Source organism: Lujinxingia vulgaris, from assembly GCF_007997015.1.
Taxonomy (GTDB): domain Bacteria; phylum Myxococcota_A; class Bradymonadia; order Bradymonadales; family Bradymonadaceae; genus Lujinxingia; species Lujinxingia vulgaris.
Window position 1 is genome coordinate 22,897 of the sequence record NZ_VOSM01000009.1, and the last position, 21,402, is coordinate 44,298.

Here is a 21,402-nt window from a genome sequence, read left to right on the forward strand (position 1 = left end):
GGGGGTTCTGCTCCTTCCCGCCGCGCTCGCCAGATTTCCCCGGCGCAGCTCGGCTCCCCATCGCTTTAAATAGCTTGCCAAAACGTCTAGCCGGGATTGTCGTTCATGGGAAAAATCATTGGCATCGACCTGGGCACCACCAACTCCTGCGTAGCGGTCATCGACGGCGGAGAGCCGCTGGTGCTGCCCAACAGCGAGGGCTCGCGCACAACCCCCTCGATGGTCGGGTTTACCGAAGACAACGAGCAATTTGTCGGTCAGCAGGCCAAGCGCCAGGCCATCATCAACCCTGAGCGCACCATCTACGACATCAAGCGCCTCATCGGTCACAAGCATAACTCGCCGGTGGTCAAGCGCTACGCCAAGACCCTGCCCTACAACATCGTCGAGAACACCAACGGCGACGCCTGGGTTGAGGTCAACGGCCAGGCCTACAGCCCGCAGGAGATCTCCTCGATGCTGCTTCGCAAAATGAAGCAGACCGCCGAAGACTACTTCGGAGAGGAGATCACCGAGGCGGTGATCACCGTGCCGGCCTACTTCAACGACGCCCAGCGCAGCGCCACCAAAGACGCCGGCAAGATCGCCGGGCTGACCGTGCGCCGCATCATCAACGAGCCCACCGCCGCGGCCCTGGCCTACGGCTTTGCGCGCAGCGGCGACGCCAACATCGTCGTCTTCGACCTGGGCGGCGGCACCTTCGACGTCTCGGTCGTGCAGCTGCGCGGCGGCGTCTTCGAGGTCGTCTCCACCAGCGGCGACAACCACCTGGGCGGCGAAGACTTCGACCGCGCGGTGCTCGAGTTTTTGATGCAGCGCTTCCAGGACGAGACGGGCATCGACGTCAGCGAAGACAACATGGCCCTGCAGCGTCTTAAAGAGGCCGCTGAAAACGCCAAATGCGAGCTCTCCACGCTGAGCGAGACCAACATCAACCTGCCCTTCCTGGCGGTCGATGAGTCCGGCCCGCGCCACCTCTCCTTGAGCCTGTCGCGCTCCCAGCTCAACGACCTCTGCTACGACCTGGTCGAGCGCCTGGAGACCCCCTGCATGACCGCGCTCAAAGATGGCGGCGTCGATCGCAGCGACATCGACGACATCCTCCTCGTCGGCGGCATGACGCGCATGCCGCTCGTCCAGGAGAAGGTCGAAGAGATCTTTGGCAAAAAACCCAACAAGGGCGTCAACCCCGATGAGGTCGTCGCCACCGGCGCGGCCATCCAGTCGGGTATCCTCGGCGGGGAAGTACGCGAGGTGATCCTCCTCGACATCACCCCCTTCAGCCTGGGGATTCGGGTCACCGGCGACCGCTTCAGCCCCATCATCCAGAAGAACACGCCCATCCCGACCATGGAGACCAAGGTCTTCACCACCACCGAAGCCAACCAGGACATGGTCACCGTCACCGTGCTCCAGGGCGAACATCAGGTGGCCAGCCGCAACAAGCTCCTGGGCATGTTCAACCTCACGGGCATCAAACCCGCCCCGGCGGGAAGCCCGCGCATCGAGGTGACCTTCGAGATCGACACCGATGGCATCGTCAACGTCTCGGCCCGCGACCTGCGCACCAACGTCAGCCAGTCCATCACCGTCGAGGGCCACTCCGGCCTCTCCGATGAGGAGCTGCAGCGCGCCATCCAGCGCAGCAAGAAGCGTTAAACCCCTGACTTCATTCAAGATTTACACGCGACGCCAGCTCAAGCCCCTAAGCGGGCCGGGCTGGCGTCGGCGTTTTCTTGATAGAGGTGCATACGCCAGTCCACCCCGAAGATCTGGCCCGGCTCCATCGCCTCCCACACATTATCGCCGTGCAGGGGCTCGCTGGAGACGATGAAGTGGTTCACAAAACCCGAGCGCGAAATCGCCTCACAGCAGGGCGCGAAGCTGGGGCAATCGTCGCGATCCGGGCACAGCGTCTTATGCGTGCTGTAGAAGAGCTCCTTGCCCCCCTGGTGGGCGACCATCACCTGACCGTTGGTGAGGATGATGCTCAGGTAAAACTCATCTTCTTTGGCCCGGGTGTAGCAGTCGTAGCCGGTGGCCTCATGAATTTCAGCGACGGTCTCTCGGAGTGCGGCGCTCAGCTCACTGACCGGCGCACCCCTGCGATGGATGTCGAAGCGCTGCGCCATCTTCGAGAGCAGCAGGTAAAAGATCACCTCGCTGTCGGTATCCCCCAGCACAAAACGCCGGAAGATGGGTGAGATCCGCACGACCACCGCCTCGCGATGCGCGTCGAAGTTGGGGATCTGCCCGTTATGCGCAAAGACCCAGCTGCCGTACTGAAAGGGGTGTGAATTGAGGATAGAAAGCTGACCCACGGTCGCTTTTCGAAGGTGCGCCACCACCGTCTCGGAGGCCACCACACCGCTGACGCGCTGAAAAAGGCTGTCGGAGACGGCCGAGTTCACGCTCTTGACCACGTGTGGCACGCCCTCCACGTAGTACGCCACCCCCCAACCATCGGGGTGGCGCTCACTCTGGCGCATCAGGGCGTTATCGGCGCTGATCAGGCTGCGGTGAACCTGGCTTGTGATCACCGAACGAAAGCCAAAGAGCCGGCACATAACTCACTCGTCGAAGTTGGCGATCGCCTGGGCGATCTGGTCCTGATGCGGGCGGTAGACCCAGGCGCGTCGCGGCGGATCGTTGATGAGGATCGAGAACGCAAGCTGGCGCCCCGACCTGCTCTGCACATAGCCACTGAGCGCGGTCACGTTATTCAGCGTACCGGTCTTTGCCCTCAGGTTTCCAGCCACGTGCGGCTCGCGCAGCCGGTTGCGCAGCGAGCCGTCCACCCCGGCAATCGGCAACGACGCGATAAACTCCGGTCCGAAGGCGTGCCCGCGCATGTAGCGCAGCAGCGACACGAACTGCCGCGCGCTCACCGCGTTGCCTTCATACAGGCCGCTGCCGTTGTGCAGGCTGAACGTCTCCGCATCAAAACCGGCGCTCACCATAAACTCGCGCGCTTTACCGATAGCCTGCGGCCAGGTCGCCGGCTCACCCGGTCCGCGGGCGGTGGCCAGCAAAAGCTGCTCGGCCATGAAGTTGTTGCTCCACTTATTCATCGCCGCGATCGTGTCGATCAGCGGCGAGGAGTTGTGCACGTGCAGCCGCTGGCGCACCTCGGGTGCGGGAGCCGCTCCCGGGCGAACTTCACCGTCAAAGGCGATGCCCACCATCTTGATGGCGCGCGCGACCACCGCGCCGGCGAATTCCGTGGGGTTGTCCACCCGCTTTCGCACCGCCACCGGCTGCGCGCCCTGCCCGATGGTGCCCCCGACCTCAATGCGGGTGCCCTCCTCGGTGGGGATCGCGCTGACCTGCACCCGCGCCAGCGACCCGCGCACGGTGCGCGTGCGATTGACCACCTCGATATGCCCCTGGGGCGGATCCAGCCGCACCTCGCCAGGCTCCCCCACCGCCCCCGGCGTCACGGTGGTGGTCACCGTGTTGAAGTTCACCGACAACGCCCCGATCGAGGATCGGTACGACGCATCGGTGTCGCGGGTCTCATAGCCCGGCGGGAGGTAACCCTCGGCAAAAGCCGACTCGTCGATGATGATGTCGCCGGCGATCGTGTCGATCCCCTGCAGGCGCAGCTCGCCGGCCCAGGCCAGCACATCTTTAAAGAGCAAAAACGCCTCCCCCGACCCGATCACGAAAAGATCGTCGATGGAGCGCTCGCTGCGCATATTCGTGGCCAACTCGGTGCTGAAGGTATAATGCGGCCCCAGCACATCGAGCGCGGTGGCGGCGGTGATCAGCTTAATATTGCTCGCCGGGTTCAAAGGCTCGTCGGCCAGATGCGAGTAGAGCACCTCGCCAGTCTGCGCGTCTTCGACATGCACCCCCACTTTGGCACGCTGCAGCTCCGGATCGGAGAGCACCCGGTCGATGGCGCGCTCCAGCTCGGGGTAGTCGCGACGCTCGACCTCCTCGATGGCCGGTACCTCCGGCACCTCGGGAATCTCAAGCGCCGAGCTCTCCTGGCCCTCCTGGGCCACCACGCCATTGGCGCTCAGCCCGATCAAAAGCAGCACAAGAAGATAGCTCGCCGGACGCAGCGCGCGGCGGTACATCCGATGCGATGACTGTTGCTGTTGACGATCCCTCATAGACCCTTAAGCTCCCGTTATTGTTAAACTTTTCAAGCGACACCGTAACGCGCCGCACAGGTAGCGCATAAGTATCGGGGTGTTATTCCTGAACCTCTCGCACGCCCTGCACTTCGGTCGTGGAGGTGTCGTCTTCGGGCTCGCGCAGCGCACGCGCCGCGTCGTCGATCGCCCACTCGCGATCGCGGTCGATAAGCCGTCGCTCCCGCCAGATGTTGACGACAAGCCCCACGCCCAGCGCGACGCCGACCACGAGCGAGACGATCCCCCATCCCAGCGATTGCGCCACGATCATCAGCTCGCCCGGATCGACCACTCGACCTTCACGCGCGCCGTCTCCACCCCGTCGGCGCGCCGGCCGACGACCTCCAGCAGGCGGTTGACCCGCTCCCCGGTGCGTGCGGCCTCCTCAAAGGCCGCAGCGACCTCCTCGCCCTGCACGCACTCAAAACGCACCGCGCTTTTGGCCGGTTTGACAAAATCGGCGCTGATATGGCGCACGATGTACGAAAACTTTTCGGGCCGCAGCGCGTTATGAAAGAGGACCAGCCCCCCGGTGGTCATCTCGGCGGCCATCATCGAGGCGGCAAAATACATCGTCCCGAAGATGTTGCGATTGCGCCAGCCGAAGGGAATGGCCACCTCGCAGCGCGACGCGTTGAGCACGTCGACCGAGGGTGAGACCACCGCCAGAAGCGGCATCCGCGCCCAGAGCACCGCCTGAGCCACGGGGCGAGTCGTCAGCGCTCCGGCCACCACGCGGGCGGTCCAGGGCGCGCGTTCACTGGTATTCATGGTATCTTTATACAGCATCCTGTCCTCGTTGATGTTCGGTCCCCTCCCCCTTTGAAAGCACGTCGACCTTCGACGCTGCATCGACTATACACGAAGCATCGCTTCGGGAGCAGCCCCCCGACCTGCCACGGTCGTCTTTTGCTATGAGCGCAACGCTTCGAAAACTCGGTCGCTACGAGCTCACCCGCCGCCTGGCCAAAGGGGGCATGGGTGAGATCTACCTGGCGCGCGCCCGCGGCGCCGGCGGCTTCGAGAAGCGCGTCATCATCAAGACCATCCTCCCCCACCTTGCCGAAGAAGAGGAATTTGTCACCAAATTCCTCGACGAAGGGCGCATCGTCGTCCAGCTCACCCACGGCAATATTGTGCCCGTCTTCGATATGGGCGAGCAGGACGGCGAATATTTTATCGCGATGGAGTACGTCGAGGGGCTCGATCTTCGCGAGGTCTTAAAACGGCTGGACGCACATGGCGAGCAGTTGCCGGTGGAGCACGCCCTGCACATCGCCGCCGAGATCTGCAAAGGCCTGGGCTACGCCCACCGCAAGACCGACGAGCAGGGCCGCCCCCTCTCGATCGTGCACCGCGATGTGAGCCCCTCCAACGTGCTCATCTCGCGGGAGGGCGAGATCAAGATCATTGATTTTGGCATCGCGCGGGCCGCCGGGCGGCTCTCCCAGACGGCCAACGGCCGCATCCAGGGCAAGTGCTGCTACATGAGCCCGGAGCAGACCCGCGGACAGGAGCTCGACCACCGCAGCGACATCTTCGCCTGCGGCGTGGTGCTCTACGAGATGCTCACCGGGCGGCGGCCCTTTGAGGGGCGCACCGACCTGGAGAGTCTGGAGCTTGTGCGGCGCTGCGAGTTCGATCCGCCCGGAGTGCTGCGCCCCGAGGTGCCCGGGGAGGTCGATGGCATCATTGAGCGCGCGCTGGCCGTTGACCCGGCCGAGCGCTACCAGAACATCGAAGATCTCTATGTGGATCTTCAGCACGCCATCTACGCGGTGGGTCAGGCGGTCACAAGCCAGGGGCTGGCCCAGGCGCTCAAGGCCATCTTCGCCGAAGAGCCTGCCGCCCCGGTGCGCAAAGCGCGCAACCTCGATGAGGCCTTAGAGCTTGAGCTCGACCGACTGGGCTCGGAGGCGTCTGATGCTTCGCTGCGCACCGGCACTCCGGCTGCCCATCTTCAGCCGGCGCAAACAAAAGGCGATTCGCCCACCTCCGAGTCTGGCACAGCGCAGCCCGGGGGGCTGGCCGAGCTCTCCGAGCAGGAGGTCGCCGAGATCGCGCACGCCCCCACCGCCTCGCGACTGCTTACGCCGGAGTCTGAACCGGTCGCATCGCCGGAGACCGCGACGCGCCAGCCCATCGCCACACCCACGCCCACGACGCTTCCCGAGCCCCACGTCCTCGCCGGTGCAGACCCCGACGACGCGATGCCGCAGCCGGCCCCGCGGCGACGGGTTGGCGTGTGGGTGGGGTTGAGTCTCGCGGCGCTCGCTGCACTCCTTGTCGCGGCCTTTGTGCTCCCCTCCATGCGCGACGCCAACCTCACCCTGGAGAGCGATCCCCCCGGCGCGACCATCCGCCTTGATGGCGAAGAGCTCGCCGGACGCCGCACCCCGCAGACGCTCACGCTTGAGCCCGGGGATTACCGCGTGGAGCTTCTGCTCGACGGCCACCAGCCCCGCAATCTGCGTGTGAAGCTCGCCGCGGGCCAGCACGTGATGCTCAATGAGCGTGACCTGCAGCTTGAGCCCGACGCCGCCCCGCCCCGCACCTTCCGCGTGGAGACCACGCCACAGGCCGCCAGGGTCAGCGCCAATGGCGAGGACCTGGGTGAAGCCCCCGTCACCCTCACCCTCGGCGAGGGCGAAGTGGCGGCCCTCTCAGCGGCCTACGAGGGCTGCTCCACCGCCTATTACACCTTAAGTTACGGTCACCAGCGTGAGATCGTCTCGCTCAACCTCTCCTGCCTCCAGGATCGCGCCCTGGCCGAGCTCTCCGGCCGCACCCCTGGCAAGACCGAAAACGTCGCCGACGATCGCAGCCGCCCCACGCTGGTCAACGCCGCGCTACGCAAAGGCGTCAGCGTGCGCCTGGTCCCCTCACCGCCCGACGCCGAGCTCTCGCTCAACGGCCGCGTGCTCGGCTCCGGCGCCCGCCGGGTGCAACTTCCCCGCGGACGCAGCGCCATTGTTGAAGCCCGCGCCCCGGGCTACAAAGCGCTGCGCCTGGATCTCAACCCAGCCACCCTTGAAGGCGATGAGCTTCCCATAAACCTCGAAGAGAGCCCCCGGGGTTGCCTCAACTTCCGGGCCATTTACCCTGCCCACAACGAGATCGCCATCGACGGCAAGTGGCTCTCCGGACGTCATATGACGCTGCGCAACCACCCTTTGAGCCCCGGCCCCCACACTGTCACGGTGCGCAACCCCGAGGCCGACCGCGAAGAGCGCTTCAACGTCACCATTGAGCCCGGCGAAGACTGCGCCCACCTGGTCGTCTGGGACGAAGAGCGCTGAGCGCAGCGCGCCCGCAAGAAGAGCGCCCGCCGCCTTGTGACGCGACGCCCCCCTCGCTATGGTAGCGGCCCTCTGGACCCATTTTCGACACCACGTCTCCTGGATCTTTCGATATGAGCGACGCAACACGCACCATCTTTCTGGACGACGGCGCCGAGCAGCTTGAGCTGCAGCGCTTCCGCGTTGAAGTGATCGAGGGCCCCGACAAAGGCCTCTCCAGCGTCTTTGAGCGCGCCGAACTTCTGATCGGCAGCTCGCCGGACTGCGACATCTCGCTCAACGACCCGGCGGTGAGTCGGGTGCATGCGGCGATCGTCGTCGACGAGAGCGGCTACCGCCTGGTCGACCGCGGCTCCAAAAACGGCACCTTCGTCGAGGGGCTGCGCACCGTCGATATCTTCCTGGCCGACCGCGTGCGTTTCCAGCTTGGCGACACCACCCTGCAGTTCTGCCTGACCGACGAGAAGGTCGAGGTGCGTTTCTCCGGCAGCGACCGTTTTGGGAACATGCTCGGTAAGAGCCGCGCGATGCGCGAGATCTTCTCGATCCTCGAGCGCGTCTCCCCCACCGACGCCACCGTCCTCATTGAGGGCGAGTCGGGTACGGGTAAGGAGCTCGTCGCCGAAGCGATCCACATGAACAGCCCGCGCAAAGATGGCCCCTTCATCGTGCTGGACTGCTCGGCCATCGCCCGCGAGCTCATCGAGTCGGAGCTCTTCGGCCACGTCAAAGGCGCGTTCACCGGCGCCACCGGCTCGCGCAAAGGCGCCTTTGAGGCCGCCCGCGGCGGCACCCTCTTCCTGGACGAGCTCGGTGAGCTGGCCGTCGATCTGCAGCCCAAGCTGCTGCGCGCGCTGGAAAAACGCGAGATCAAGCCGGTCGGCAGCAACCAGAGCGTCAAAACCGACGTGCGCATCGTCGCCGCGACCAACCGCAACCTCTTAAGCGAAGTCAAAGAGGGCAACTTCCGCGAAGACCTCTACTACCGCTTCGCCGTGATCCGGGTGAACCTGCCGCCTCTGCGCGACCGCCCCGATGACATCCCGCTTCTGGTGGAGCACTTCCTGCGCCAGGCCAACGAGATGACCGGCCGCGATGATGTCGACATCGCGTATAAGACGATGGAAAAACTCAAGCGCCACCGCTGGCCGGGCAACGTGCGCGAGCTCAAGAACTTCATTGAGCGCGCCGTGCTCCTGACCCAGGGCGACGCCATTGAGACCCGCTACCTCAACGCCGGCGAGCCCTCCGCCACCGAGGTGCCCGAGGCCATTGAGGAGTCCAGCCTGCCCATGGTGGAGACCGCGCTGCAAGAGAACCTCCCCTTCAAAGACGCCAAAAACCGGCTGATCGAACACTTTGAAAAAGAGTACTGGGGACGGCTCCTGGAGCGCACCGGCGGCAACGTGTCCAAAGCCGCGCGCATCGCCGGCGTGCACCGAAAGAGCGTCGAATACATCCTCAAAAAGCTGGATCTAACCCGCGAAGATCTCGGGATCTCCTGAGAGTCGCATCACGCTTCGCCCCGCTCTAACCCCTTCTGCTTTGAGATGGTTGATGTCTGAAGCCTCACCGACGCCTGCGCGCGACACCCTGATCTGCATCCCCACCTACAATGAGGCCGGCAACATCGGGCCTATCACCGAGGCGATCTTAAGCCGCTGCCCCCGGGTGCACATCCTCGTCATCGACGACGGCTCCCCCGACGGCACCGGCGAGCTGGCCGACGCGCTGGCGGCGGGCGATGAGCGCATTCACGTGATGCACCGCACCGCCAAAGAGGGGCTGGGCCGCGCCTATATCGCCGGCTTCAAGTGGGCGCTGGCCGAGGGGTTTGAGAAGATCGTCGAGATGGACGCCGACTTCAGCCACCGCCCCGAAGACCTGCCGGAGCTCCTCAAACAGCTCGACCTCTTCGATGTGGCCATCGGCTCGCGTTACGTCGCCGGCGGCGCCACGCAGGACTGGGGACTCTTTCGGCGCCTGCTCTCGCGCGGCGGCGGCTTCTACGCGCGCCTGGTACTCGGGGTGGACATCCGCGACCTGACCGCCGGCTTTGTGGGCTGGCGCCGCAAGGTGCTCGAGACCATCGATCTCGACCGCATTGAGGCGTCGGGCTACGTCTTTCAGATCGAACTCAAATACCGCGCGCATCAGAAGGGCTTTCGCATTGTGGAGGTGCCCATCATCTTCCCCGACCGCCAGGTGGGCGACTCCAAGATGACGCCGGATATCGCGGCCGAGGCGCTCACGCGGGTCTGGAAGATTCGCCTCAAGCGCTGAGCATACGACAAAAAAAGACCTGCCCCCGGCAGGTCTTTTTTGTTTACCACCGTCGCGGCTTTAGCCGCGGCGTTTGGTGATCTTGTGCATGTCGTAGAAGTTGGTCAGCGCGCCCACCATCTTGCCGCCCATCAGGTTGCGGAAGGTGCCCAGCATCGCCTCGTATTTGGGCGCGTAGGGGTACCAGAAGGGCTCCACATCGAGCAGACCCCGGTCCACCATGATCGCCTTCTGGTTCATGAAGGCGTAGAGGCCTTCGGGGCCGTGGTAGCGGCCAAAGCCGCTGCGCTTGACCCCACCGAAGGGGAGCGCCGGGTTGCCCACCGACTGCACCAGATCGTTGACCGAGCACTGCCCCGACTCCATGCGGCTGGCGAGCTCCAGACCACGCGACACATCGCGCGTCCACACGCTGCCGGTCAGGCCATACTGGTGGTCGTTGGCCATGCGCAGGGCCTCTTCTTCGTCAGCCACACGAATCACCGGGAGCACCGGACCGAAGGTCTCTTCGCGGTAGATCTCCATGTCTTCGGTGACGTCGAGCACGAGCGTGGGCTCAAAGAACTGTCCGGGCCCCTCGATGGGGCGGCCGCCCATGGCGATGGTCGCGCCGCGCTCGCGGGCGTCGTTGAGGTGGCGCACCACCGTGCCCATCTGTGCGCTGAAGGTCAGCGGCCCCATATCGGAGCCCTCATCGGGGCCGCCCACGCGCATGCGCTCGATCTCGGTGCGCACCAGCGCCAGAAATTCGTCGTAGACCGCCTCGACCACAAAAAGGCGCTCCACCGAGATGCACATCTGGCCGCAGTTCAAGAAGCCGCCCCAGACCGCCGCGCGTGCGGCGCGCTCTAAGTTGGCGTCGTGGCAGACGATCATGGCGTCTTTGCCGCCGAGCTCCAGCTCCACCGGGATGGGCTTCTCGGCAGCAGCGGCCATCACCTTGCGGCCGGTGGCCACCGAGCCAGTGAAGAAGATCTTGTCGATGTCGGCTTTGCACAACGCCGCGCCGGTAGAACCATCGCCATGCACCACCGAGACCACGCCCTCGGGGAAGCCCACGCGCTTAAAAATCTCGCGCATCAGCTCGCCCGTAAGCGGGGTGACCTCCGAGGGTTTGAGCACCACGGTGTTGCCCGCCACCAGCGCCGAGAGCACCGGAATCATCGAGAGCTGAAAGGGGAAGTTCCACGGGGAGATCACCCCGATCACCCCCATCGGCGCGTACTCGACGTAGCTGGTTTTGGTGGGAAAGAAGAGCTGGCGAGAGAGTTTTTTGCGTTTGAGGGCCTTCGGCGCCTCTTTTTTGTAATAATCGATGAAAAGCGGGATCGCCATCAGCTCGGTGAGCAGCGAGTCGAGCAGAGGTTTGCCGGTATCGTCGCTGATGATCTTCGCAAAGGACTCGCCCTCGGCGCTGACAAGATCGCGGAGGCGATCGAGGTAGGCAAAGCGCTGGTCCAGCGTGAGGTCGCGCCAGGCCGGAAAAGCCTCGCGGGCCGCCGCAACCGCCCGGGTCACGTCGCCTGCGGAGGTGATGGGGAAGTTGCCCAGGTGGGCTCCATCAACGGGGCTGAACTTCTCGATCACACCGGCGGAGACTTCGGCGCTTGCGGCTTGAGCAGACATAGTCGGGTCCTGATGGCGACGTCGGATAAAGAGGAGTCGAAGACGCGCGCGCCCGAGATGGCGAGCGAGCGCGCGGAACTAATAAACACAAAGAGCGCCGCGTCCAGCAAGGGCTGCGGGCGCTCCTGATCTCAACCTCAGGGAAGCAGCATCGCCGGGCGACTGTCCGCGCTCACGCGCGACTGCAAGGCCGGTCGCAGCCGATCGCCCAGATGCACCGGCCCCACACGCGCCGAAAAACCGCCGCTGAGACGACCAAAGCCCGGCCCCTGCAGCGCGTCGAGCGCAGGCAGGGTGCCCTCCACCGACCAGGTCGACTGCAACGCCGGCGCCAACACGTTCCAGGCCCCCACCATGTCGTCGACGCCAGCGGCGTAGAAGTAGTGGCCGCCGCTTGCGCAGGCCAGCTCCGCATACTCCTGCACCGGACCCACACGCCCGTCGGCGTCGCGCTCGGGCATGCAGTAAGACGCATCGGTCAACGTCACCGCCCCGCCCTCTTCTTCGGCATACACCGTCGCCGGGCGGCAGCGCTCATGAGGCTGGCAGCTGCTCTGATCTTCGCAGGTGGGCGCGCCGCAGCTCGCATCCTCGCGGCAGGCCTGATTGCCGCCCCACTGGCTGGGAAGATCGCGCAGGGTCGAGGCATCGAGCGCCGGATCCAGGTGCACGATCATCAGGCGCACCCCGGTGGCCTCCAGGCGCGCACGCACCACCTCGGCGTCGGCCTCGGTGTCAAACACCTGATTGGGAGTGTCGGTGAAGACGATGAGCGCCTTCTCGGCCTCGTCGTACTCCTCCAGCCCCAGGTCGCGGTCGAGCACGCGCAAAATCGCCTGATAGACGTTGGCCTCACGCGGGATCAGCGTGGGAAGCTCAGAGAGACGCGCGGTGAGGCTGTCGAGATCGCGGGTGAGGTAGTTGGAAAGCTCCCCGCCTCCGCTGGGCGTCAGCGGGCGCGTCTGCGCGCCCACATCGCCGCCGTAAAACCACAGGCTCACCGCGGCGTTTTCGCCGGTGAAACGACCGGCCAGCGAGATCAAAAAGTCCTGGATCATCTGGCGGTGGCGAAGCTCGGCGTCGGTGGCGCGCCCCGGATTGGCGCTGAGCGCCTGCGCGCCGCTCTCGTCATAGAGCGAGCCCGCCGAGACGGGCATCCGCCCGTCCAGGCTGGCGGTGTTCTGGATCAACACGCTCAACGCAAGCTCCGGCGAGCCCTCTCGCCCCAGGCTCCACTCCTGACGCACGCTGCCGGGGGTAAAGCTCACGGAGGTGGGACGCGCGCAGTAGCGAAAGGCGTCACCCACCTCGGCGGCCGTGCAACTGAGCCCCTCCCCGCAGTCCTCGGCCGTCTCACAGGCCGGCCCGGACTGCGCCAGGTAGCCCGCATCAACGCCGAGGTGGCCGGCCCGCAGCGTCTCATTGGGCCAGATCATCTCGCCGTCGAGCATATCGCCGGCGGCCACCGCCGGGCCCTCCTGGCTGAAGATCACAAAGGGAAAACGCGCCTCTCGGCTGCCCTCACACGTAAGGGGGCGGGGGGGCAGAAGTCGCAGCGCGCTTGGCCGAAGTTCCAGCCCGGGCTCGCGCGCCACATCCGCGCCACCGCCCACATCCCTGACGCCGGCATCGTTCTCCGGCGCCGGAGTACCGTCATCATCGCCGCAGCCGGCGATCATCCAGGCCGCGCCCAGCGCCAGCGCGCCGCGCATCCATCGGTCGAAAGGTCGAGTCATGGCCGCACCTTGAGCCAGGTTAGAAGAACTCCCCCGCAGGCCACGCGCGATGACGCGTCACAACCTGAGGAAGATGATCACAATCAGGAGAATCGTCGCGAAGAGCGCTACGAAGATCCACATCGAGATGCGCGTCGGCGGCGCCGGCTCCAGGCTCTCCAAGAGCGCCATATTGCGCTGGAAGCGCCGGCGCGAGTAGTTCAGCTTCGGGAAGGTATAATAGAGCGCGTCGGCGTCCTCATCGACGGTGACCTCGATATAACCTTCGGCCCCGAAATCGTTGAGCAAGCTCTGAACTTTCGCCGAGGGCAAATCGGTGCGGCTGGTCAGATACCCCAGCTCCACGCGCGGCTCGCGCGCGGCCGAGGCGATGCGCAGAAGCTCGTGCTGCTCGCGCACCTTTTTGACCCAGTCGGCGTCCTGCTTGAGGCTTGCGACCGCGCGCATAAAGGCCGGCGCCTTCTCCAGGTGGGCCTGCTCCTCAATATCGAGCGGCCCGGGCAGAAAACGCTCGGGGCGGGCGATCTCGTATGCGGCGAGTTTATCGAGCTGAATGCGCTCAACACCGTCGAGCTCTTCGATGCCTTCGAGCACCCGGGCGATGCTGTCGACGTCCATCGGAAAATAGGTCGTCACGCCCAGCACGGTCACCGGGGCCTCGTCGCGCCTGGCGAGCTCGGCGGCGACCTCCGAGATCAACTGGATGCCTTCGGGCACCGAGCGCAAGCGTTGACTGTCAGCCATAAACGAGATCCATCGGGGGAAATCCAGTGCCCGCGCCCGCGGGGGGCGGGGGCCAGAGGCGGCGCAATCTAACGATCTCTTCTCGAGTCGACAACCGGCGTTCACCTCGGGGGGCCACAGCCCGCATCGGCCGGATGATACGCCTTCGCCCCGGCCCTGTCATCCAACCCGAAGGGTGGACCCGAACGCCGGGGCCGGCCGCCTCCCAGACGCCCCCGGAGCGCGGGCCAACCACCGGGGCTGCGCCTGCCCCGGCTTGGTGATTCACCTGCGCGGAATGAGCGGGTATAGTCACACGTCTTTTAGCGCGGCTAAAGCTCCCCCGGCCGCACTGCCTGCCCGCACCCACTGCTAGAATCCATAGAGTTTTCATGAGCTTACGCATCGTCATCGCAGAAGACAGCGCGATCTTCGCCGAAGTCCTGGTCGACGTGCTCCGCGCCGAGCCGGGCATCGAGATTGTGGCCATGACCGACAACGGCGTCGACGTGGTCAACCTCTGCGAGGAGCATCGCCCCGATCTTGTGCTGATGGACATCCACATGCCGCGCCAGGATGGGCTGGCGGCCACCGAGGCGATCATGGCGCGCTGTCCCACGCCGATCCTGGTGGTCACCGCCGATCCGCACCGCGGTGGGGTCGACCTCTCCTTTAAAGCGCTCTCGGCCGGGGCGCTCGATCTGATGCCCAAGCCGCAGAGCCTGCCCTTCCCGGAAGAAGAGCGCGAGGCCCTCTTGCGCAAGATTCGGCTGCTCTCCCAGATTCCGGTGGTGCGCCATGTACGCGGCCGCAAGCGCCAGCGTGTCGAGGGGCCTCGGCGCGCCGCAAAGAGCGCAAAAACCGACGCCGCCGACCGCCCGGTGGCCGTCGTCGGGGTGGTCGCCTCCACCGGCGGCCCCAAGGCGCTGGCCCGCATCGTTGGCCAACTTCCTGCCGATTTCCCCGCGGCGGTGGTGGTCGTCCAGCACATCACCCACGGCTTCTCCACCCACCTGGCACACTGGCTCGATAACCACAGTCCGCTCACGGTGGTGGAAGCCTTTGAAGGCATCGGCCTGAAACGCGGCCACCTCTACATCGCGCCGACTGAGCGCCATATGATGCTGGAGCCCGATCTTAAACTCAGCGTCACCGAAGGCCCCCCGGTGGGCGGGCACTGCCCCAGCGGCGACCGCCTGCTCACAAGCCTTGCGCGCCATGCCGCCCCCCGGGCCATCGGCGTGATCTTAAGCGGCATGGGCGATGATGGCACCGTCGGGCTCACCGCCCTGCACCACACCGGCTGCACCACGCTGGCGCAGGACGAAGCCAGCTCGGTGGTCTACGGCATGCCCCGCTCGGCCATCGCCCACGGTGTGGTCGACAAGGTGGTGGAGCTCGACCAGATCGCCGAGGCGCTCATCCGCGAAGTCGAGGCCATCGAGCAGCGGGAGTCGCGATGAATCAGGGCCGCTACCAACGGCGCCAGGTCATCACCCAGGCCTGTGACCTCTTCGAGCGCTGGACCGGCTTTGCGCTGCGCGGCGCCGCGCCCACGCGCATCGCCGAGACCTTCGCGCGCCGCGCCGAAGCGCTCGGCTACGACGATCCCCTCACCTACGTCGAGGCCCTCCAGGACCTCTCCTCCACCGCCGCAGAGCCCCAGCGCCTGGTCAACCTGATCACCAACGGGCTCACCGCCTTCTGGCGCGATGAGCCTCAGCTCCTCGCGCTGCGCTCGATCCTGCGCAACCTCGGCGCCTCGGCCACCGCCGAGCGCCCTCTGCAGATCTGGTGCGCCGGCGTCTCCACCGGCGAAGAAGCCTACACCGTGGCGATGATCGCCAGCGAAGAGAACATCCCGGCCGACGTGTTGGGCACCGACGTCAACACCGAGTTCTTAAGCGTGGCGCGCCGCGGCCACTACGGCACCTGGAGCCTGCGCCGCCTCGATGAGACGCGCCGCGACACCTTTCTGCGCCCGATCGACGAGCACACCTTTGCCATCGATCATCCCGATCTGGAGCGGGTGCGTTTTGATCATCATAACCTTTTGCACACTGCGCCGCGCTCGCGCCGCGCGGATATGCGCTGGGATGTGATCCTCTGCCGCAACGTCCTCATCTACTTCACCCCCCGGGCCTCCGCCACGGTGGTCGGGCATCTGGCCGATGCCCTGGCCTGCGACGGCTACCTGATGCTCGGCTCCTCCGAGCAGATCCACGTGGAGCAGCTCAACACCGAGAGCCCGCGCCTGCGCGCCACCCGCCATGGCGAGGGCTTTTTGTACCGGCGCCACGAGACCAAACCCGGCCAGACCATTGAGCCCGGCGCCTGGACGTTCAGCGAGAGCGCCCTCGACGATCTTCTCGAGCCCCCCGCCCCCGAATACAGCGGACTTGATGAGCCCACCAGCGAGGTCGGTCTTAACGACACCGTCGTCGATCTGCTGGAGACCGCCGGCGCCCATATGCGCCAGGGGGAACTTCGTCTGGCGATGGCCTGCCTGGAGGCCGCCACCAGCTACGATCCTTTTGTGGTGGAAGGCCACTGCCTGCTCGGGCAGGTGCTCGACCAGCTCGACGCCGGCCACTCCGCGCTCAAAGCCTACCAGAAAGCCCTCTTTCTGGAGCCCTTTCACTGGGTGGCCGCCTGGGGCGCGGCCCGTATCTATGAGACTTTTGGCGAGCACGACGCCGCCCGCCGTGCCTGGCGACAGACGCTCGAAGGGCTGGCTGCAAGCCCCGAGCCCCTGCGCCACTCCCGGGTCATCCCGCGCCTGATTGGCCCCCTGGAAGACGCCCGCCAGCAGGCCCACCAGGACGCCCACCGCGCCCTCTCGGTGGTAAGCGAGTTGTAACTTTTTTCCTCGCGGCCGGAATGAACCCGCCCCCTCCCCGGTTCCTTCTATACCTCGGCAACGAGGTCGGAGCTGGCGCCGCCTGTCCGCGATCTCAGGCGACGCTGCTCTAACGCATGGCACCTCCTTTCGGCCAGAGCGCCCTGTCGGGATGACAGGGCGCTCTGGCTTTTCTTGCGCCACCTTTTTTCGACCCGCCCCCCCGCCCTTTGACAAGCTCCCCGGCGAAAGGCAGAGAAGGCCCTGGCGAGCGCCACGCTCGCGCCTAACTTCCCCCTCTTTCCACCCTGCGGAGGCACCATGTCGGGAGCCCTGTCCACGATCGTCTCAACGCTGCTCCAAGGCGAAACCCCGAAGCTCTCCTCCGAAGAGCTCACCACGCTTCTTGAGAGCCCTCAGGATGGCCCGGTGCTCGCCGCGCTGCTCCTCGCCCACACGCCACTTCGCGACGCCTGCGGCAAAGCCCTGCTCGCTCTCAAGGCCAATTCCCCCGACACTCCGGCGTGGATCTGGGCGCTGATCGCCTCCAATGAGCACGGCCCCCAGGAAGACGCCGTCGACGCCGCCCTCACCGACGAGGCCCAGGCCCCCACTGTGACCCGCGCGCTCTTTCTGGCCGGCGTCGACTGGTACCACGAGGCCCTCGTCGAGCTCATCGATGAGAGCGACACCGGCCTGGCCGCAGCCTCCCTGCTGGCCGCCGTCGACCCCGAGGAGCTCCTCGAAGCCCTCGAAGAGCTCGCCAGCCCCGAGGAGCTCATCACCGTGGCCCGCGCCTCGGCGCTGGCCCACGCTCCAGAACTTTTTGATGCGATCACCGAGTGGCGCCAGGAACTTCACGATGAGCTCAGCCTGGAGCAACGCGCCGCCATCGACGGCGCGCTCGCTTCGCTCGCGCCTCATCGCTTCGCTCGCCAGCTGATGCTCGGCGAGCTGGAGCGCACCTGGCTGGGCGACGACCGCGCCGTGGCCGACTTCTTGAGCTGCTACGGCCTGACCTCCTGGGTCCACACCCTGGCGGTGATGCGCACGGTGCGCGATCGCGACGGCTTCGATATGGCCGCCGCCCTGGCCACCAGCGCCGCGCTCCTGGCCTGGGAGAGCGAAGAGCTCGAAGACGAAGAGCTCCTCCTCGACGCCTCCACCCTCATCGACCGCTACCCCGCCGAGCTCGCCTTCCAGCTCGCGCTGGGCGAAGACGACAACCTCCCCGAGCTCCTCGTCGAAGTCGGCCAGCACGAGGCCCTCCTCGACCGTGGCCTTGCCTCCCCCGGCATCAGCGGACTTCCGCTGAGCGTCGCCGTCGACGACAGGTTGAGCCCCGAGCACATCGCCCGCGGCCTGGAGCGCTTCGCCACCGACCGCGCCGCCTCCATCGAAGAGCGCGTGGCCCTGGTGCACACCCTGGTGGAGATCCGCCACGCTGTGGAACTCGGCGATCTCGACCGACAGAGCGCCGGCGAGCTCATCGCCCCCTTCGCTTCCCACCCCGACGACGCGGTGCGCCAGCTCATCGCCAGCTTCGACGAACCGGACGCCTTCGCCGCTGCCAACGACTGGGGCTGCCGCGGGCTCGCCCACCTGCTTCAACAGTTCGCTCCCGGCGACGATGAGGCCCACCTCAACGCGCTGGCGCACGCCTGGTTCACCGGCCCCATCGCCCGCGCCACCATCGCGCGCGACGCCTTCATCTCCGCCCTCTTCAACGCCACCGGCATCGCCCACCCCGACGCCGAAATCTGAGGCGACGGACATCACGCACATCCGCAGGACACAAAAAAGCGGCCCCGAAATCGGGGCCGCTTTTTTGCTTCTTCAACAGATCCTCAACGCATCACAATCACTGCGCGCCGGCGCTCCCGGGCTTGGTGTTCACCTGGAAGTGACGGTAGGAGACCGACACGTAATTGATCGGCGCATCCTCCGGATCATCATCGCTGGGGCGGAAGTCCCCGAAGAACGCGATGGAGTTGGTCGACGCAAAATAATCAAAACCGTTGACCCGGCTGCGCGGCACCCACTGCCCGTCCTTAAAGACGCGCAACGAGCTGGAGAGCGGCACATCCGACAACACGTAGTTCGCCGCCCGACCGGTCGCCGCGATAATGATGTCGTTGATCGACTCCTCGATGTTCGGTGAGTCGAGTGAGTAGTAGTTGCCGCCGGTGGCCGTCGCGACCTGACGGTAGGCCTCACCATCATTGGTGACGATCGAGAAGATCGTGGTCCGCCCGGTGAAGTAGCCGATGAAGTCACTCATCAGCGCCTGCCCCTGCGGCGAGCTCAGCGAAGTGCCCTGGAAGGTCTGAGCCTCCTCATCGCTCATCATCACTGTGACCACCTCGGCGTTGGGGCGAATACGCTCCTCGGCCGGCGCCAGGTTGGTGCTCATGTACTCCAGCGCGCTGCGTGCGTTCTGAATCCCGTACTCCGAGCCGCCCGAGCTTCCGGAGCAGCCCTGACAGTCCACAACCCACTCCTCAATCTCATTGAGGAAGCTGGCCTGATCGCGGTGCCAGGCCGGCGGGCTGCGCAGCTTGCCCTCGCCACCATCCCACATGTTGGTCACACCCAGGCGATAATCGAGCGGCGTATTGCGCAGCTCCGCAAAGAACCCTTCGGCCACATCGCGCACCCGATCGAAGTCATCCGTCATGGAGCCCGACTGGTCGAGCACCCACAGAAACTCCACCTGCGGAATCTCATCGGCCGGCGGAAAACGCGTGCAGCGCAGCACGTCGTTGGCCGTCGCAGTGGCCAGCGCGGTGGTGTTGGTCAAGTCGTCCATGCGGAACTTCGTCTTATCCTGAAGCTCGTACTTCTCGGCCGGCGCCAGCGCCACAAGCGTAATCAGCTGGCCATCGCGAAGCACCGTCGTCAGGTAGACACGGTAGTCGGTGTAGGTATTACCGCTGGTCGCCGGAAGCCCGCTGATGTCCGCGCTACCAAAGGGCGCGGTGGCCACCAGCAACGCGTCACGCATCGCGCGCGCCGAGCGCAGCTGCGGCGAACGGATCAGGTAACGGCTCACCGCCGCGGTATTATAATCGTGGGTGTTGAACTCCCCGCCGATGACCTCCTGGACGAGGTTGCCCACGCCGCTCAAGAGCTGTCGCTTGGCCTGCACTGCCTGCACCGCCGAGCTGACGCCGTCGGGGGCCTGCGCCAGCACAAAACCGGCGATCTCATTGGCCGGGTCATCGTAGACCGCCGCGGCGTGACGGTTCTCCACGCTGGCGCCTTCGATCGTCAGGTTGGTGTAGTTCGAATAGGCCGGCGGAAGACCCAGCCCCCAGTTCCCTACCCCGTTTACAAAGAACTCCGTCGGCTCACTGGCCGGCTCATCACACGCGCTCACCGCCCAGAGGTCGCCGTCGGAGCAGGCCGTCGGATCGGGGTAATACTGCGCCGGGAAGGTGCAGGCGTTGAGCGGGTCGAGCTCCAGCAGCTCCTCCTCCTCATCGCTCACCCCGTCGCCGTCGCTGTCCGCCGAACAGGGATCGGTGCCCAGTTGCAGCTCCTCCAGGTCGCTGAGCGTGTCGCCGTCACTGTCGTGATCGAACTCATCGGTGCACAGCTCGCGCTCCTCACAGTCGGAGAGCCCGTCCTGATCGGCATCGCGCTCCCAGCCCTCGCCCTGCGGGTCGCAATAACCGATCTCCTCAGCATCCGGCTCCACGTCGGGCTCAACATCCGGCGCGTCGACGTCGGGCTCAACATCCGGCACGTCGGCATCGGTATCGCCAGCATCACCGACGTCCGGCAGCTCCACATCGGTATCGGGCAGCTGCCCCTCACCATCGGGATCGGAGCAGGCCGGCGAGAGCGCCATGAGCGCCAGCGCAAACGTGAGATGCGTCAATCGCTTCGGGATCGTGATCATAGAACTTCCGCGTGCTGGAGGGCTGCGAAGAGGAGTGCAGCAGGAGGGAAAATGCAGGTGGGAGCCCGTTACAGGCCAGAAGAGTGCTACCAGAAACCCTCAATCTTTTCAAAAGGATCGAGTGGACCGGTAGCGCCGCATCGGGTGCGGACTTAAACAAGCATAGCGCGAGGTGAACTCAGAGGGGAAAGCTCACCGAGGGTTGGGGCTTGAACTCCGCGCGCGCCGGCGCTTCGATCGGACTCAGCCGCACCACAACATCGGAGGGATAGCGACCAAAAAAGACCAGCGGCCACATGATGCCCGCGGTGCACACGCACGTCACCCAGCTCTTGGAGCTGGCCGTGGCCTCAAGCTCTACCACTCTCGGGTGATACCCTTCCATCGAGAGCTGATAGGTGCGGGAGCTGAACACCCAGGGCAGGTCGCGAATCTGCACCGGGGTCTGCCCGGCGTAGCGCTCGCCATCAAGGATCAGCGTCGCCCCGGCCGGTTGTGATTCCACCAGCGTCGTCGACGCGCACGCGCTGCTCATCATCAGCACCAGCGCCAGCAAACCTGTCTGTAGCACACGCTTCAGCACGCTAACCCTCATCGCATTCGCATCATCCGGGACAACCAATCGAAGGCTCGCCCACAACCGGCGCGCATCGTGGCATGATTCGCCCCGGGCTTCAACTTCCGCCCCGCTCCCCCCGGGGCAATCGCAAAGTCGGTCCCCACCACCCGCCACCGTAGGGGGACCCCTTGTGGGTCCCCGCCTTGGGAGTTCCGGAGGGGCACAAGCCCCCTCCCCACAAATTGGGTGAGTTCTCCATAAAAAGCCTTATAAAACTTTGCGATTGCC

General features: G+C 65.6%; 15 protein-coding genes and 1 pseudogene. 7 read left to right on the top strand and 9 right to left on the bottom strand.

Annotation, left to right across the window (positions count from 1 at the left end):
• Positions 1-105: 105 nt before the first annotated feature.
• Positions 106-1,650 (top strand): annotated as a pseudogene (gene dnaK, locus FRC98_RS16020) (molecular chaperone DnaK); the annotation flags it as partial.
• Positions 1,651-1,697: 47 nt separating this feature from the next.
• Here dnaK and FRC98_RS16025 read toward each other — a convergent pair.
• The 4 genes from FRC98_RS16025 to FRC98_RS16040 form a co-directional block, all read right to left on the bottom strand.
• Entirely contained in the window at positions 1,698-2,567 is an 870-nt protein-coding gene (locus FRC98_RS16025) for a class II glutamine amidotransferase (protein ID WP_146982458.1), read from the bottom strand.
• 3 nt (positions 2,568-2,570) lie between these two features.
• Positions 2,571-4,121, bottom strand: a complete 1,551-nt coding sequence (gene dacB / locus FRC98_RS16030) for a D-alanyl-D-alanine carboxypeptidase/D-alanyl-D-alanine endopeptidase (protein ID WP_146982459.1) — start codon at positions 4,119-4,121, stop codon at positions 2,571-2,573.
• 82 nt (positions 4,122-4,203) lie between these two features.
• Positions 4,204-4,416 (bottom strand): hypothetical protein, encoded by a 213-nt coding sequence (locus tag FRC98_RS16035; RefSeq protein WP_146982460.1) that lies wholly within the window; start codon positions 4,414-4,416, stop codon positions 4,204-4,206.
• On the bottom strand, positions 4,416-4,934 hold the full coding sequence (locus FRC98_RS16040; protein WP_230467686.1) for a DUF4442 domain-containing protein: 519 nt from the start codon (positions 4,932-4,934) through the stop codon (positions 4,416-4,418). The genes FRC98_RS16035 and FRC98_RS16040 overlap by 1 nt, the downstream gene beginning before the upstream one ends.
• 125 nt (positions 4,935-5,059) lie before the next feature.
• On the opposite strand from FRC98_RS16040, the gene FRC98_RS16045 reads away from it, so the two are divergent.
• The 3 genes from FRC98_RS16045 to FRC98_RS16055 all read left to right on the top strand — a co-directional run bounded on the left by FRC98_RS16045 (position 5,060) and on the right by FRC98_RS16055 (position 9,727).
• Entirely contained in the window at positions 5,060-7,444 is a 2,385-nt protein-coding gene (locus FRC98_RS16045; protein ID WP_146982462.1) for a serine/threonine-protein kinase, read from the top strand.
• 113 nt (positions 7,445-7,557) lie between these two features.
• Positions 7,558-8,949 carry a sigma 54-interacting transcriptional regulator gene (locus FRC98_RS16050; RefSeq protein WP_146982463.1) on the top strand — a complete coding sequence of 464 codons (1,392 nt, stop codon included), beginning with the start codon at positions 7,558-7,560 and terminating at the stop codon, positions 8,947-8,949.
• Between the two features lie 52 nt (positions 8,950-9,001).
• Entirely contained in the window at positions 9,002-9,727 is a 726-nt protein-coding gene (locus FRC98_RS16055) for a polyprenol monophosphomannose synthase (protein WP_146982464.1), read from the top strand.
• A 60-nt stretch (positions 9,728-9,787) separates the two neighbouring features.
• Here FRC98_RS16055 and FRC98_RS16060 read toward each other — a convergent pair whose 3' ends face one another.
• The 3 genes from FRC98_RS16060 to FRC98_RS16070 form a co-directional block, all read right to left on the bottom strand.
• Positions 9,788-11,353: an aldehyde dehydrogenase family protein gene (locus FRC98_RS16060; RefSeq protein WP_146982465.1), complete on the bottom strand. Its 1,566-nt coding sequence runs from the start codon at positions 11,351-11,353 to the stop codon at positions 9,788-9,790.
• 137 nt (positions 11,354-11,490) lie between these two features.
• Complete coding sequence (locus FRC98_RS16065; RefSeq protein WP_146982466.1) at positions 11,491-13,089, bottom strand: vWA domain-containing protein; 1,599 nt, start codon at positions 13,087-13,089, stop codon at positions 11,491-11,493.
• A gap of 57 nt (positions 13,090-13,146) precedes the next feature.
• Positions 13,147-13,833, bottom strand: coding sequence for a hypothetical protein (locus tag FRC98_RS16070; RefSeq protein WP_146982467.1), 687 nt, complete (start codon positions 13,831-13,833; stop codon positions 13,147-13,149).
• Between the two features lie 371 nt (positions 13,834-14,204).
• Here FRC98_RS16070 and cheB point away from each other — a divergent pair, with 371 nt between their 5' ends.
• The 3 genes from cheB to FRC98_RS16085 all read left to right on the top strand — a co-directional run bounded on the left by cheB (position 14,205) and on the right by FRC98_RS16085 (position 18,415).
• On the top strand, positions 14,205-15,275 hold the full coding sequence (gene cheB, locus FRC98_RS16075; RefSeq protein ID WP_146982468.1) for a chemotaxis-specific protein-glutamate methyltransferase CheB: 1,071 nt from the start codon (positions 14,205-14,207) through the stop codon (positions 15,273-15,275).
• The gene (locus FRC98_RS16080; protein WP_146982469.1) at positions 15,272-16,672 is read left to right on the top strand and encodes a CheR family methyltransferase; all 1,401 of its coding nucleotides are present in this window, start codon (positions 15,272-15,274) and stop codon (positions 16,670-16,672) included. Before cheB ends, FRC98_RS16080 begins: the two co-directional genes overlap by 4 nt.
• 300 nt (positions 16,673-16,972) lie before the next feature.
• Positions 16,973-18,415, top strand: coding sequence for a type 1 periplasmic-binding domain-containing protein (locus tag FRC98_RS16085; protein ID WP_146982470.1), 1,443 nt, complete (start codon positions 16,973-16,975; stop codon positions 18,413-18,415).
• A gap of 97 nt (positions 18,416-18,512) precedes the next feature.
• Here the strand turns inward: FRC98_RS16085 and FRC98_RS16090 are convergent, their stop codons facing one another.
• Positions 18,513-20,555, bottom strand: coding sequence for a hypothetical protein (locus FRC98_RS16090; RefSeq protein WP_146982471.1), 2,043 nt, complete (start codon positions 20,553-20,555; stop codon positions 18,513-18,515).
• A gap of 178 nt (positions 20,556-20,733) precedes the next feature.
• Complete coding sequence (locus tag FRC98_RS16095) at positions 20,734-21,138, bottom strand: PEGA domain-containing protein (RefSeq protein ID WP_230467687.1); 405 nt, start codon at positions 21,136-21,138, stop codon at positions 20,734-20,736.
• Between the last annotated feature and the right edge of the window lie 264 nt (positions 21,139-21,402).

Excerpts from the sequence above, each read along its gene's own strand:
- FRC98_RS16025 (WP_146982458.1), bottom strand. The coding sequence starts at position 2,567 with ATGTGCCGGCTCTTTGGCTTTCGTTCGGTGATCACAAGCCAGGTTCAC.
- dacB (WP_146982459.1), bottom strand. The coding sequence starts at position 4,121 with ATGAGGGATCGTCAACAGCAACAGTCATCGCATCGGATGTACCGCCGC.
- FRC98_RS16035 (WP_146982460.1), bottom strand. The coding sequence starts at position 4,416 with ATGATCGTGGCGCAATCGCTGGGATGGGGGATCGTCTCGCTCGTGGTC.
- FRC98_RS16040 (WP_230467686.1), bottom strand. The coding sequence starts at position 4,934 with ATGCTGTATAAAGATACCATGAATACCAGTGAACGCGCGCCCTGGACC.
- FRC98_RS16045 (WP_146982462.1), top strand. The coding sequence starts at position 5,060 with ATGAGCGCAACGCTTCGAAAACTCGGTCGCTACGAGCTCACCCGCCGC.
- FRC98_RS16050 (WP_146982463.1), top strand. The coding sequence starts at position 7,558 with ATGAGCGACGCAACACGCACCATCTTTCTGGACGACGGCGCCGAGCAG.
- FRC98_RS16055 (WP_146982464.1), top strand. The coding sequence starts at position 9,002 with ATGTCTGAAGCCTCACCGACGCCTGCGCGCGACACCCTGATCTGCATC.
- FRC98_RS16060 (WP_146982465.1), bottom strand. The coding sequence starts at position 11,353 with ATGTCTGCTCAAGCCGCAAGCGCCGAAGTCTCCGCCGGTGTGATCGAG.
- FRC98_RS16065 (WP_146982466.1), bottom strand. The coding sequence starts at position 13,089 with ATGACTCGACCTTTCGACCGATGGATGCGCGGCGCGCTGGCGCTGGGC.
- FRC98_RS16070 (WP_146982467.1), bottom strand. The coding sequence starts at position 13,833 with ATGGCTGACAGTCAACGCTTGCGCTCGGTGCCCGAAGGCATCCAGTTG.
- cheB (WP_146982468.1), top strand. The coding sequence starts at position 14,205 with ATGAGCTTACGCATCGTCATCGCAGAAGACAGCGCGATCTTCGCCGAA.
- FRC98_RS16080 (WP_146982469.1), top strand. The coding sequence starts at position 15,272 with ATGAATCAGGGCCGCTACCAACGGCGCCAGGTCATCACCCAGGCCTGT.
- FRC98_RS16085 (WP_146982470.1), top strand. The coding sequence starts at position 16,973 with ATGTCGGGAGCCCTGTCCACGATCGTCTCAACGCTGCTCCAAGGCGAA.
- FRC98_RS16090 (WP_146982471.1), bottom strand. The coding sequence starts at position 20,555 with ATGATCACGATCCCGAAGCGATTGACGCATCTCACGTTTGCGCTGGCG.